Genomic DNA, 13,888 nt, shown 5'->3' on the forward strand with positions numbered 1-13,888 from the left:
ACTTGTATAGTCAGCAACTAAATTTTTCAAACCTCACTCCAGACAGATTAATTCTGCTTTGCGGAGAATTTAATAAAAATCTTAAACAGATTGAGAAAGCTCTGCGTATTAAGGTTCTTCAAAATGGGACAGAATTTGAATTAAAAGGAAAAAAAGAAGATGTTGGCATAGGGGTTTCTGCATTATTTAGTCTCAAAGAAAAACTAGAAACTAATTCAATCATAACTCCAGATGTTGTCCATTTAAGTTTACATTCAGCAAAATTTGAAGATAAAGAAAATGAAGAATCAAACTCATCAAAAATAAAAACTCCACGCACACTTGTATCACCAAGAGGAAAAAATCAAATTGCATATCTAGATAATATAAAAAATAGCGATTTAACTTTTGGGATTGGTCCGTCAGGTACAGGGAAAACTTTTTTGGCAGTTGCATGTGCAGTAGATGATTTAATTAAAGAAAAAATTAGAAAAATTGTTTTAGTTAGGCCAGCTGTTGAAGCTGGAGAAAAACTTGGCTTTCTACCAGGAGATTTATCATCAAAAATAGACCCATATCTCAGACCCTTATATGATGCCTTACATGACATGTTGGGAGCTGAAAGAGTAACCAGGTTAGTTGAAAGAGATGTCATAGAGATAGCCCCTCTTGCATATATGAGGGGCCGAACATTAAGAGAAGCTTTTATCATTATGGATGAAGGTCAGAATACAACTATAGAGCAAATGAAAATGTTTCTTACAAGGTTAGGTTTTGGATCTAAAGCTGTTGTTAATGGGGATTTAAGTCAAATTGACTTACCTAAAAATATTACATCTGGCCTTAAGCACTCAATTGAAGTTTTAAAGAATGTTGATTCAATAAAATTTACTAAATTTGGTGCTAAGGATGTTGTAAGGCACTCTTTAGTTCAAGAAATTGTACAGGCTTATGATAATTTCGAAGAATAATTTAAAATTCGAAATTTTCAATTTACCAACAAAATTTAACAATAAAAAGAAAGCTATTACTCAAGCAATTGAATTATTCACTGCTTTTTTTGATATAAATAAATTAAATGTTGAATTAAGTTTTTGTTCTTTAGAGGATATTCAAAAAATTAACTATAAATTTAGGAAAATAAATAAACCAACAAATGTACTTTCTTTCCCAAGTGAGGAGTTAGATCAGATAGATAAAAATTGTGAGGGAGAAATACTTATTTGTAATGATTTATTATTAGAAGAATCACTTGCCCAAAATAAAAATCATATAGATCATTTTTTACATCTACTGATACACTCACTTTTACATCTTAAGGGCTATGGGCATGATAATGAAAATGATGCTATATTAATGGAAGAAAAAGAAATTGAGTTTTTATCACAAATTGGAATATCTAATCCCTATAAATAATGTCTGAAGAGCCCTCGCAGAAAAGTTTTTTATCTTTTTTTTCGAATTTGTTTTCTAAAGAAAAAAATAATTCTAATAAAACAATAGAAACTCCGGATGATGAGCAGATTGAGGAGCTTATACAAAATGTATTAAAAATTAAAGATGCAATAGTTAGAGAAATTATGATTCCTAAAGTAAATATTTCTTATATAAATGAGGATAGTGATATGCAGGAAGTTTATAAAACTATACAAGATACAAGACACTCGAGATATCCCGTTTTTGATAAGACTTCAGAAAAAGCTGTTGGGATACTTCATGTAAAAGATTTAATAGATGAAGAAATAAATGATAAAAATTTTAAGATTAAAGACTTATTAAGAGAGGTCAAATATGTTCCTGAGACACAATCAGTTACATCTCTTCTTGAAGATTTTAAAAAAGATAGAGCTCATCTGGCTATGGTTTTAGATGAATACGGAATGTTGGCAGGACTTATTACTATCGAAGATATTCTTGAAGAAATTGTTGGTGAAATTGAGGATGAGTTTTACGAAGAAAAAACAGATGAGATTATCAAAATCAACCAGGATGAGTTTATAGTCTCTGCAACATTAGATATAGAAAAATTTGAAGAATTTTTTGAAATTAACTTAAACTCTGAAGAGGTAGAATCTATTGGAGGATTTGCTTTGAAGAAATTTGGACATCTTCCAAAAGTGGGTGAAAGTTTCGAAGATTATGATCTTCGATTTACTGTAACATCTGCGGATCAACGAAAAATAAAAAAAATAACAGTTCGAAAAATTGATTAAAGCATTTTTTCGAGGTCTAGTAATTGGTTTAATATTTTGGTCCATCTCAATAAATTGGATTTTTGATGCAATAAATTTTTATGGAGCAGGATATTTTTTAAGTTTTTGTATTACCTCTCTTTTAATTTTTTATCTTTCTCTTTATTTTGGCTTTTTTACTTTTTTAATAAAATTTTTTGAAGGAAATAAATTTTTTGTATTACTAGTACCCTCTTTAATATTCATTTTGGAATGGGTTCGTTCCTGGATGATATCAGGGTTTCCATGGTTAAATATTGGGATTTTTTCAGTTCCTATTAATTTCACAGGATATCTTCCTTTAATAGGTGTTTCTGGAACATCATTTATTTTTGGCCTAATAATTGTCTTAGCTTTAAAAATTAGTATTTTGAGAATTGGAAGTATATTTTTGTTATTACTAGTTGGTTTTTTAAGCCCTAATAAGAATTTATTTCTTGATGAAGACTCTAAACAATTAAAAATTGCAGTTGTTCAGCCAGTAGAAAATAACTACAAAATATTAAACAACCTTACTTTGCAGGCAAAAAACGATGGAGCTGAGGTAATAATATGGCCCGAGGCCGTAAGTAGTTATCAAAATTTTCAAGCAAGAACAGAATTTGCGGATATTGATATTATTGGTGGTTTCTTTGTTCAACAGGATGAAAAAATTTTTACCTCAATTATCAATACTTCAACGAATGATAGATACGATAAAAGAAACTTAGTACCTTTTGGAGAGTTTCAGCCTTTTGATAATTTATTAAAAAACTTCAATGAATTTTTTAATATTCCTAATTCATCACTGACAAGAGGGGAAAAAAAGCAAAAAAAAGTTTTAATTCAACAAATTCCCTTTTCTGGGTTAATTTGTTGGGAATTATCTTTTAATGATACTTTTGTTGATAGAACTAGGAATACAGGATTTATCATTCATATAAGTAATGACAGCTGGTATGGAAAAAATATGCCAGCCCAACATTTACTTCATGCAAAAGCACGTGCAATAGAGTCTCAAAAATGGGTTGTTAGATCTACTACAGATGGCATTTCAGACATTATTTCACCTTATAATCAGAAAAAATTATCAGAAAACATTCCAAAAGGTATAAAGAGTTTTAAAACAGAAACTATCTCTACTAATATGAAAAATACAACATATCTAATTTTTGGAGATTATCCATTACTAATCTTCTCATTTATTATTATCCTATTAGCTGTAATTGATAAAAAAAGAAATGAAAAATAATATCCTACTTTTTTTAATCATGTCTTTCCTGATGAAATCAACAGAGATTGAAATTTCTATTTCCGAGCAAAAATTATTTTTGCTTGATAATAAATCTGTTATAAAAACCTATTTAATATCTTCTTCAAAGTACGGAGAGGGTTCAAAAGTTAACTCGTTTAAAACACCACTTGGTAAACATGTTATCAAAAGAAAAATAGGAAAGGACATGCCATTAGGAGCAAGATTTATTGGAAGGAGCTTTTCAGGAGAAATTTATCCCATATATGATTCTGATCAGGTGCTTGTGGAAGATGATGTGGTTCAGTCAAGGATCCTTTGGCTTGATGGATTAGAGAATGGGATCAATAAAGGTGAGGGTGTAGATTCTTATAGCAGGTATATTTACATACATGGAACACCAGAAGAATGGCTGCTGGGAGAAAAAGCTTCAAAAGGCTGCATAAGAATGTCAAATAAAGATGTCATTGAGTTATTTAACCTCGTGGAAGAGGGAATACCAGTAACAATCAATAAATAGCTATTATTTTATAAAATAAGCATCATTTATTTATAATAAATATTGATATTACATAATAAATATGTATTATATTAGTTAAGTCAGTCTCTCCTCTCCCCCAAAGGCTGACAAACTCGGGGCTTCGGCCCCAAACTTTTTTTGAAATGAAAGAATACATGAACAACTTATTCTCTTTTTGCAAAGAATATCCTGTTTGGGCTGCAGTATTTTTTTCATTTGGTTATTTAATTGGAGAGATCTACGTAGTCTAAGATGGAAAAGTATTTTAATAACATAATGAATAAGTTTTCAGACTCCATAGAGTTAGCTACTCTATGTCTAATTTTTGTAGTTTTAATTGTAGGCATTTCTTAAATACTTCTGTATACTTTTTTTCGGTGTGAAATATGAAATTTAAAATTATAGGAACAATTTTTTTATATCTTTTTTCAAACAGTGTCCTTTCTGCGTGCGAAGGTCTGCTGGATGAGAAAGTAAAAATTCTAAATGAAAAAAAATATCAAAATCTTTGTGAGTATTCTGGCAAAACTATTCTTGTAGTTAACACCGCAAGTAAATGTGGATTTACTTACCAATACGAAGAACTTGAGCAGTTACAAAGACGATTTTCAAAAGATGAATTCACTGTTTTAGGGTTTCCATCAAGGAATTTTCTTTATCAAGAATTTACCGATGAAGAAGAAGTTGCAGAGTTCTGTAAGTCGACCTTTGATATAACATTTCCTCTATTCTCAATCACTAATGTTAATGCAGTAAATACACATCCTTTCTTTGAAAAGCTTTTCAAAATTACACAGAAAAGACCTAGTTGGAATTTTCACAAGTATTTAATTACTAGCGAAGGAGAGGTAAAAAGTTTTTCTCATAGAATGAATCCTTCAGATCCACAAATAGTTGAAGCAATTCAACAATCTATAGACTCGTAATATGAATTTCTTCCTATCTTTATTGAGGTAGGCTTATTTTTTGCAAATATACCTACTTCTACAATTCCTGGAACAGATATTAGTTCCGCCTCCATTTTTTCTGGATCAGAAATTAACATCCCATGCATGTCTAGAATAATATTTCCACTATCAGATGAAACACTTCTCTTTGTTATCTTTTCACTCATATTTCCTAAATTTCTTCTTACCGAATGTTCTGCAAATGGAATTACTTCTATTGGTAATGGAAAAGTGCCAAGAATTTCAACTTGTTTTGAATCATCAACAATACATATAAATTTTTTTGAAGCTGCAGCGAGTATTTTTTCTTTGGTATGTGCACCTCCGCCGCCTTTAATAAGACAATAATTTTTATCTATCTCATCCGCTCCATCAATGTAGTAATCTAATAAGAAGTTCTCTGGTGCTCCTTGTGAAACTTCAAATTGTAAATTTTCTAATAACTCTGTTGATTCATTTGAGCTTGAAAAAATAGTGTCTATTCTGTTTTTTAAATTTGGAAGAAATTCATTTATAAAAATAGTTGTTGTGGACCCTGTCCCTATACCTATATTTATCTTGTCATTTGAATCATTTATCTCATCAAATGCACCTTCAGCTGCAAAAAATTTCTTATTCATAGATTTCTTTTTCAGTAAAAATTTTATCTAACTTAGCATCATGCTTTTCTTGAAAGTCTAGATTTGTCTTTTGCATTTCAAAACCAACTCCCCATAAAACGGGTCTTTTTGTTTCACTCTTAATATTAACAAAAGTTTTGTCATAGAACCCTTTACCTCTTCCTAACCTATAAAGCTTCTCATTGAAACCGACAAATGGAACTAAAATGATATCTAACTCAAATATATTTACTTCTGTTTTAGATTTTGGCTCTAATATTCCATATGTACCTACTGAAACTCCTTTTGATATATTTCCATAGCCTAGAACTTCACCTTTTATAAAAGGGACATAAACTTTTTTCTCTTTTGATATTACAAGTTTGGGTTCAAATTCAATAGGCATAAACAAGCCGATTTTCTTTGCCTTATGAAACAGTTCTTGCTTATTTAGAAGTTTTTGAATTAGATGTGTTTTTTCGATTATTTCTTGTTGCGAAATTGAAAGGAATTTATTTTTAATTTCTAATCTTATTCCATTTTTAACAGACATCTGAATCATTGTTTCCAGTCACCCTGAACCCTTAGGTCAGGTGGGTAGCTCTTCTTTATAGTAAGGCTTCCTCTAAAGTAACGCACAGCTATAAAAAATCTGCTTCCCTTAATTTACATTATCGGTTCTAGAGTAAATTCTGAAAACCGATGATTCAGACAATTAAATATTAAACATTTTTTGCAAATGTATCTATTGGTTTATAAATAATTTAATTTTGTTTGTTAAATCATCTAAAGCTCTTTCATTTATTTCACTATCAGATGAAAGATCTTCATTTTTAATTTCATATTCGATGGCAAATTTAAGAGCAATTTGTACTAATGCATGATCAAGTTTTTCTTCTGGTGCATTAATTTCCTCAAGAAGTTTTTCAATCTTTTTTTTCGCCTTTCCAAAGGCTATGAATTCGTCAGCTGGTATACTAAATGAAAAAGTTCTTTCGCCTAATTTAATGTCTACTCTTTGTTCGTCATTCATCCTAAAGATTTTCCACCATCAACATTTATATTTCTTCCGGTCATATAGGAATTTTTTGTCACTAAATAATCAACCATCATTACAATATCTTCTACCGACCCCATTCGCCTAAGAGGTACTTTTTTTAATATCTCTTCCTTCTTTTCTTCATCTGGCTCATTTCCGACATCCCACAAAATAACACCTGGTGCTACTGAATTTACCAACACCTCAGGTGCTAATTCAGAGGCAAGTGATTTCGTCATATTCAATAACCCTGCTTTTGCTGCAGCATAGGTGGCATACCTTGCTAAGCCTGATTCAGCATAAATATCTGTAATATTAACTATTGAGCCTGTATTTTTCTTCAACCTTTCTCCCAAAAATTTACATATGAACATTGGAGCTTTTAGGTTTGAGGATAAAAGTGCACTCCAGTCTTCTTCTTCAATTTCAGATATTTCTTTCGGATAGAATGTTGAAGCATTATTTATTATTGCTTTTAAATTTGGTGAGATTTCTAATACTTTTTTGCATAAAACTTCTACTGAAGCACTATCATCAAGGTCTGCCTTTATAATTTCGAATGAATTTTCTCTCACCGAATTAAGTTTCTGCTTAAGCTCAATAGCTTCTTTTTCAGAATTCCTGTAGTGGATGATTACATTCCAATTATTATGATGAAAGTGCTCAGCAATAGCTTTACCTATTCTTTGGGCACCACCTGTAATAAAAATCCAATCACTCATATCTATTAATTATATTAATTATTTTTTTCTTTTTAATTTTCTCAATTTCATCATATTTATGTGATGTTAAGTCAGTAAAATCTATTTTTGTAATTTCATTTATAACATTGAAAAAATATTCATTCTTATCATCAAAATATTTGATTATATCTAGAAAAATGATTCTATTTTTATCATTTAAAAATGATGTGAAGAAAAGAAATTTATCATCAGGACTACTACTTTTGTCAAATTGTTGAATTTGTTTCCATATTTCTAGGTATTTTAGAAATTTCTTTGGCATATATTTTTTGAGCTTTAAACAAAAATTATATTTATTTGCTTGATCAACTTGAGAAAGAGCAATTTCAGGCCTTTGATCAATTATTTTTGGTATTTCAATTAACTTTGAAAACCAAGGTTCTTGAAGATTAAAATTTTTAATCACTTTTAAAAATCTTGAAAAATCAAAATTCAATGCCTTCAAAGTTTCTTCCCAAACTCTTTCACCACTAAGGTAATGAAGCTCATCAGATTGTGATATTTTTTTTAAAATTGTTTTTGTATCAGAATGAATCTCGAAGCCATCGAATTTTGCATAAAATCTTGCAAGTCTTAATACTCTGAGTGGATCCTCAATAAAAGCTGAAGAAACGTGTCTTATTACACCATTTTTTAAATCATCAATACCTCTATATGGATCAATTAAATTTCCATGTTCATCTTCTGCTATTGCATTAATAGTTATATCTCTTCGTTTTAGATCTTCTTCTAAAGACACCTCAGGTGAAAAATCAAAATTAAAAGCTTTATGTCCAGATCCTATATTTCTTTCCTTTCTTGCCAGCGCATATTCTTCGTTTGTTTCAGGATGTAAGAAAACTGGAAAATCCTTACCAACCTTTTTAAAACCTTTCTCAATCATTTCACTTTCTGTGCTTCCTACAACAACATAATCTGAATCTTTAGCTTTAAGCTTGAGAATTCTATCTCTTATTGCACCACCAACTCTATAAATTTTCATTTTTGCGAATCTACTGTAATAATTGATCTGTCGTTAATATTGATTGCGGCTAAAGAACCACCCCAGACACACCCAAGGTCAACACCTTTTATTTTATTATTATTTGTAACACCTTTTAGTGCGGCCCAATGGCCAAACACAATACTATCAACTTCTTTTAGAGCCTTGTGTTTGTAATTGAACCATGGCTGATATTTTTGTTTTGGTGACTTCTTAATTTTAGTATTTAAGTCTAGTTTATTTTCTTTAGTTATGAATCTCATTCTGGTGAAAACATTAACAAGGTATCTTCTTCTATTTTTCTTATTAGTTGATTTAGAGATTGCCTTCCTTCTGTCGCCATACATTTGATCAAGAAATTTTTCAGGGTTAGATTTTAAGGAAGAGGTTAATTCTTCATTTGCAGCTTTTACATCCTCAATAGACCAGGTGGGAAGAACACCTGCATGTACAACAAGTGTTTTTTTTGTCTCATTTGAGAGCACTTTGGCAAAAGGGAAATTTAAAAAATAATCTAAAATTTCAACAGACTTATTCTTGCTTATAATTTTTGTCATAGTATCTTTTTTGTCATTATGTTTACGTACTCCTGCTAGAATCGCCATTAGATGCAAATCATGGTTACCAAGTACACTTTTTACTTTATTCTCTAAAACATAATCAACTACCTTTTCAGATTCTGGACCTCTATTCACAAGATCACCTACACAGAAGAATTTATTTTCCTTATTTGGGTCTATAAGTTTTAGTAAATTTTTAAATTCTTTGTAACAACCTTGAATATCACCTATTACAAATTTAGATTTGTTGTTCATAAGCCCTTAGTATTTCAAAAAAATCTTCCAAGACAAGCTCCTCAGGACGTTTATTAATATCAAACGAAAAAAATTCCATTTCAAGATTTAATGCTTTTAATCCAGCCTTAATTTTTTTCCTTGGGTTTGCGAAGCACTTGGTTAAAACCATTTTAAAATTTTGATAATTTAGCCCTCTTTCTTTGTTGTTTTTAACTAATCTGATTAGTGTTGAAGTCACCTTTGGTTTTGGATGAAATGCCTCAGGTGGTATATCAAATATTCCATGAATTGTTCCAAAATATTCGGTTATTAATGAAAGTTTATTTTGTTTCTCTTTTTTTGAAATGAATCTCTCTGCCATTTCCTTTTGAACGAGAAAAATACATTCAAGAAAAACAAAGTCCTCTTCTAAAATCTTTAAAATAATTTGGGATGAAATGTTATAAGGCAGATTACCGAAGACTATAAGACTTTCTGAGGAAAATTTATGTAAATCAACTGCCAGAATATCTGCATTTATAAACTCCACATTATTATTATCAGAAAACTTATTATTTAAGATACTATGTAATTTACTATCTATTTCAATGCCCCTAAATTTTTTATTTGTATTGGCTAAATAATTTGTAAGAGCACCATCACCAGGTCCTATTTCAATAATTTCAGTGGCGTTTGGCAGATTGGTGCATGCAAGGATTTTTTCAATAAAAGTATTATCTCTTAAAAAGTTTTGGCCAAGAGATTTTTTAGGCTTTATTTTCATTCAAAGCAATTTTTATCGATTTTATCATGCTGCTAGGGTCTGCTTTAAAATCTGATGCTATATCTTCAGCTGTCCCGTGATCAACAGAGACACGCATAAAAGGTAGTCCAATAGTAATATTTACAGTGCCATGAAAATCTAGTGTTTTAATTACTGGCAAAGCTTGATCATGATACATAGAAAGATATCCATCACATTTTGATGAAACAAAAGCGGTATCCGCAGGCAATGGTCCGATCAGATTAAATTTATTACTTAGCTTGCGTACGGTAGGCTGAACAATATTTTTATCTTCTTGACCATATTCGCCCCTTTCACCTGCATGTGGATTTAATCCTAAAATACCCATCAAAGGATTTTGTATATTAAAAAGTTCTCTTAATCCTTTTTCTAAAAGGGTTATTTTATTCATTAATAGTTTTTCAGTAACAGTATTTGAAACTTCATTAAGAGGTATGTGGGTAGTTGCAAGACCAATTTTTAGCTGATCGTTCGCTAACAACATCAAAACATCATTACAAGAAAATTTATTCTTTAAGTATTCAGTATGCCCCTGAAAATTTTTAATTTTTGAAGAAATAACACTTTTATTAATAGGACCTGTAACAAGATTGAATCTATTTTCAAATGCCAAATCTGATGCAATATTAATGCAGTCGATAACATAATCTGCATTATTTTCATCTGATTTTCCTACTTTGTAGTTTGGGCAATTCTGAACATTAATAAAATTAATCTTATTCGGTTTAACATCTTTGATATTAAATAGCTCATTGAATCTAAAACCAAACTTGAGCTGGCTATTTACAAAATCTAAGACACTTAATGAACTTACAACAATAATTCTTTCAAAAATTTCTTTTGAATTTATTTTAGATAAAGCCTTTAAAAAAATTTCAGGTCCAATGCCCGCAGGATCACCTAAAGAAACGATAATTTTTTTATTTATCAATAGTCCTTTATTTCTATGAACGCTTCAGCTCGAAGTTCTTGTAGATCAGATTCAAGTTCTTCCTCAAATTTTCTACTGTAAAGATAATTAAATGCTTGATCTGCAATTCTTTCATTTGTCTTGTCTTCAATTCTTGTACCGGTAACTTCCAAAATATGCCATCCAAAGTCGGAGCGAAAAGGAAGAGAAACTTCATTGAGATTAGATCTCATCATTACTTCTTCAAAGGCCTCTGTGTACTTTCCTTCACCTGCCCAGCCAAGCCTTCCGCCTTCTTGTTTTGAGCCGGGATCATCGCTAAACTCTGCAGCCAATTGATCAAAACCTTCACCAGATAGTAATCTTTCTCTTATGGAAACCATTAATTCCTCAGATTCGTCATCTGGTCTTACTCTGTTAGGAATGAGGAGTATATGTCTAACTTCCCACTCTTTTTCAAAGGAAACTGCTGGACCTCTCTTGTCATTTAGATAAAGAATATGTGAGCCTGCACCACTTTTTATTACGTCTGAAACTTCTCCAATCTTAAGATTTTCAAGTGCACTCTGAAATAATTCTGGGAAACCAGTTATTTTTCTCCAACCTAAATCTCCCTTATTCTGATCTTCTGAAAAATTTTCTGATAGCTCTATGAAATTTTTTCCATCATTAATAGACTCAACAACTTCACTATACACATCATCAATATTTTTCTGAGAATTTGTTCTTATTAGAATTTGTCTAACATTTAGTTCTGGCCCTAACTGTGTTTTAGCTTCTTCTGTATTAAGAAAATTTACTAATTCTTCTTGAGTTATAGATATTCTATTTTGAACTCTTCCTTGTTGTACTCTATTAATTTTTAATGATCTTTTGATTTCATCTCTAACAAGTTCATAGGAATCGCCTTCATCTTCAATTGATTGGATAAACTCTTCAATTGTTAACTCATTTTGCTGAGCAACTCTTTTAACAGTAACATTAAGTTCTTCATCACTAATTTTTATACCTGCTTTATCAGCTATCTGCAGCTGAAGTTCCTCAATTATCAGAGCTTCGATTATTTCATCTCTTAAATCTTTTTCAGAAGGAACCCTCACTCCTGAAATAGCAGCTTCTTTCTTAAAATTTTTAATTTTAAGTTGTATATCTGACTCAAGAACAACGCCATCATTAACAATCACTGCAATCCTATCAACCGTCTGACTATAAGCACTAGCAGATAGTGAAAGTACAAAAATTAATTTAATTAAATAATCCATTTTCAATTATATTTTCTACTGGGTTTAAAATATTTGAAAGCCCTATCAGTTCAAATTCAAAGCTAAGGTTATTTTTTACCTGAGGATTAGTCAAATTTATTATCTGCATATAAGACAAATTTATGTTGTCAGGTTCTATATATGGAAAAAATCTAGCTCGTTCAAGACTTAATCTTAGTTTCAAACAATCTACAGACCATTCTCCACCAATAACACTTTCATTAATAATTTCATTTTCTTGTGAATATTGAGCTCTAGTAAATAAAGTTATATCGCCAAATTTTTGTTTTGCTTTTAAAACATAATTATTTATTCCAGATAAGGGAAAACTTGCCATAGCAAATTCATTTTTTTCTAATGAAAATAAACCCTCTTGGTCCGAATATTTTATGCCGAACCGTAGCCCCATAAATTTTTCTTTTTCAACACTATAGTTTCCATTTGTAAAATAAGAAAAGTTTCCAGCATTTTTTTGAATCTTAAAAAAAATTGGTTTCTTCTCATAAAACTTTTTGAAAATCATGCTTTCATCTGAAAAGTTATAGTCCTCATATAAGTTTGTTGATACAGAGTAATCAAAACTGCTCAATGATCCTGAGTGAAAAATAAATAACTTATTTTGATTAGGCCCTCTATCTTTCCCTGACCAAGGCTGTAAAGATATATTAGATTCTGGAGTAGGCATTCTTGGATAGGAATCAAGTATGGGAACTTCTGATTGATCTTCATATGAGGAAATAATCACACCTAGTTTGAGTCCTTTAATTTCAGGAAAAGAAAAATTCTGACTGAAAGCAAAGTCATTTTTTTGGATGCCTTCAATTGTTTTGTCCTTAAAAGAGTAGTCCCTTATCTGTACAAGAAAATCAGTATCAATTTTTATCTTATTGTTTTGATATTTATTAGAAGCTCTAAGTTCTGTAAAAAAACGCTCTACATTGTCGTAAACAGAATAAGGCAACTGAAAGATTTTGTTAGATTTATCTTTAAATTTTGCAAATTCTGTTACTAAATCTATACGAAATTGACCTATATCAAAAAATAAATCACTTGTTACGTAATCTTTTCTATGTGAAACAGGTCTAGCAATACCTAGCTGTTTGAAGTCATCACTTCCAAAACTCATAAATAAATTATCAAGCTCATAAGACAAATTTATAGATTGCCGCAGATCTAAACTTCTTCTACTTGCGTCTAGATATCTATATCCGTAGTTTTGTATTAATGATTGACCTGAAAAATCAGAATAATTCACTCCAAATGTAATATTTTCGCCAATTAAGGAGTTTCCAATTAGCTTGTACACCCAAGAGCCATCATCATCATTCAGAGCTAAGCTTGTAAATTTATAATTATTGTCATCATCCTTATGCTGGTATTTAAATGAAGCACCAAACTTAGATTTTGTGTAAACAGGCTCTAAGACAAATGAACTATTTTCATATTTTCTTTGAAATTTATAACTAATATCTATTTCATTATCTGTTAATCCGAGAGAGGGTATTGAAATAGATTCTTTATCATCGTAATTTACTTGATTTACCCAAAAAATTGGAATATCAAATAAAGTGACTTTCGCTTTTTTTAGTTGAATGCTTTTATCTTTTTTAAGAGAAGCTTCATCTGCTGAAAATTTCCATACAGCATCTTTATCACATGTATATATTTCAACATCAGTTAAAACTGTTTCATTATTTTTAAGTTCTGCACTCTTAAAACCCAATGAGGTTTTTTCGTCCAGTTTGATTTCACCATCAGCTAACTTTATTTGTGAGTTTTCGTCTTCATCAGAACACTCAGCCCATAAAAAACTTTGATAGGTTAATGTAAATAACAATAATAGTTTTTTAAATTTGTTCATATG

At 30.3% G+C, this 13,888-nt stretch carries 15 protein-coding genes and 1 pseudogene; 6 read left to right on the plus strand and 10 right to left on the minus strand.

What is annotated here, in order from left to right; genetic code table 11:
- Positions 1–2 precede the first annotated feature (2 nt).
- From M9B42_00280 to M9B42_00305, 6 genes are all read left to right on the plus strand, one after another.
- Positions 3–950, plus strand: coding sequence for a PhoH family protein (locus M9B42_00280; protein URQ64298.1), 948 nt, complete (start codon positions 3–5; stop codon positions 948–950).
- Complete coding sequence (ybeY, locus tag M9B42_00285) at positions 931–1,395, plus strand: rRNA maturation RNase YbeY (protein URQ64299.1); 465 nt, start codon at positions 931–933, stop codon at positions 1,393–1,395. The genes M9B42_00280 and ybeY overlap by 20 nt, the downstream gene beginning before the upstream one ends.
- Positions 1,395–2,192 (plus strand): hemolysin family protein, encoded by a 798-nt coding sequence (locus M9B42_00290; GenBank protein URQ64300.1) that lies wholly within the window; start codon positions 1,395–1,397, stop codon positions 2,190–2,192. The genes ybeY and M9B42_00290 overlap by 1 nt, the downstream gene beginning before the upstream one ends.
- Positions 2,185–3,441: an apolipoprotein N-acyltransferase gene (lnt, locus tag M9B42_00295; GenBank protein URQ64301.1), complete on the plus strand. Its 1,257-nt coding sequence runs from the start codon at positions 2,185–2,187 to the stop codon at positions 3,439–3,441. The genes M9B42_00290 and lnt overlap by 8 nt, the downstream gene beginning before the upstream one ends.
- Entirely contained in the window at positions 3,431–3,961 is a 531-nt protein-coding gene (locus M9B42_00300) for a L,D-transpeptidase (GenBank protein URQ64302.1), read from the plus strand. Before lnt ends, M9B42_00300 begins: the two co-directional genes overlap by 11 nt.
- 386 nt (positions 3,962–4,347) lie before the next feature.
- Entirely contained in the window at positions 4,348–4,887 is a 540-nt protein-coding gene (locus tag M9B42_00305) for a glutathione peroxidase (GenBank protein ID URQ64303.1), read from the plus strand.
- Here M9B42_00305 and rpiA read toward each other — a convergent pair.
- The 10 genes and pseudogenes from rpiA to M9B42_00355 all read right to left on the minus strand — a co-directional run bounded on the left by rpiA (position 4,866) and on the right by M9B42_00355 (position 13,885).
- On the minus strand, positions 4,866–5,528 hold the full coding sequence (gene rpiA / locus M9B42_00310) for a ribose-5-phosphate isomerase RpiA (protein ID URQ64304.1): 663 nt from the start codon (positions 5,526–5,528) through the stop codon (positions 4,866–4,868). The two genes, M9B42_00305 and rpiA, sit on opposite strands and share 22 nt — an antisense overlap.
- On the minus strand, positions 5,521–6,069 hold the full coding sequence (locus M9B42_00315) for a 5-formyltetrahydrofolate cyclo-ligase (protein URQ64305.1): 549 nt from the start codon (positions 6,067–6,069) through the stop codon (positions 5,521–5,523). Before M9B42_00315 ends, rpiA begins: the two co-directional genes overlap by 8 nt.
- Before the next feature lie 183 nt (positions 6,070–6,252).
- Positions 6,253–6,540: a hypothetical protein gene (locus M9B42_00320; protein ID URQ64306.1), complete on the minus strand. Its 288-nt coding sequence runs from the start codon at positions 6,538–6,540 to the stop codon at positions 6,253–6,255.
- Positions 6,537–7,268: an SDR family oxidoreductase gene (locus M9B42_00325; protein URQ64307.1), complete on the minus strand. Its 732-nt coding sequence runs from the start codon at positions 7,266–7,268 to the stop codon at positions 6,537–6,539. The genes M9B42_00320 and M9B42_00325 overlap by 4 nt, the downstream gene beginning before the upstream one ends.
- Before the next feature lie 445 nt (positions 7,269–7,713).
- Positions 7,714–8,271 (minus strand): annotated as a pseudogene (locus M9B42_00330) (hypothetical protein).
- Positions 8,268–9,086 carry a symmetrical bis(5'-nucleosyl)-tetraphosphatase gene (locus M9B42_00335; protein ID URQ64308.1) on the minus strand — a complete coding sequence of 273 codons (819 nt, stop codon included), beginning with the start codon at positions 9,084–9,086 and terminating at the stop codon, positions 8,268–8,270. The pseudogene M9B42_00330 and the gene M9B42_00335 overlap by 4 nt, the downstream one beginning before the upstream one ends.
- On the minus strand, positions 9,070–9,831 hold the full coding sequence (gene rsmA / locus M9B42_00340; protein ID URQ64309.1) for a 16S rRNA (adenine(1518)-N(6)/adenine(1519)-N(6))-dimethyltransferase RsmA: 762 nt from the start codon (positions 9,829–9,831) through the stop codon (positions 9,070–9,072). The genes M9B42_00335 and rsmA overlap by 17 nt, the downstream gene beginning before the upstream one ends.
- A complete protein-coding gene (pdxA, locus tag M9B42_00345) occupies positions 9,815–10,783 on the minus strand; it encodes a 4-hydroxythreonine-4-phosphate dehydrogenase PdxA (protein ID URQ64310.1) in 969 nt (322 codons plus the stop codon). The genes rsmA and pdxA overlap by 17 nt, the downstream gene beginning before the upstream one ends.
- On the minus strand, positions 10,780–12,024 hold the full coding sequence (locus tag M9B42_00350) for a peptidylprolyl isomerase (GenBank protein URQ64311.1): 1,245 nt from the start codon (positions 12,022–12,024) through the stop codon (positions 10,780–10,782). Before M9B42_00350 ends, pdxA begins: the two co-directional genes overlap by 4 nt.
- Positions 12,008–13,885: a hypothetical protein gene (locus tag M9B42_00355; protein ID URQ64312.1), complete on the minus strand. Its 1,878-nt coding sequence runs from the start codon at positions 13,883–13,885 to the stop codon at positions 12,008–12,010. The genes M9B42_00350 and M9B42_00355 overlap by 17 nt, the downstream gene beginning before the upstream one ends.
- Positions 13,886–13,888 lie beyond the last annotated feature (3 nt).

This window comes from SAR86 cluster bacterium, assembly GCA_023703535.1.
GTDB lineage: Bacteria > Pseudomonadota > Gammaproteobacteria > Magnimaribacterales > TMED112 > TMED112.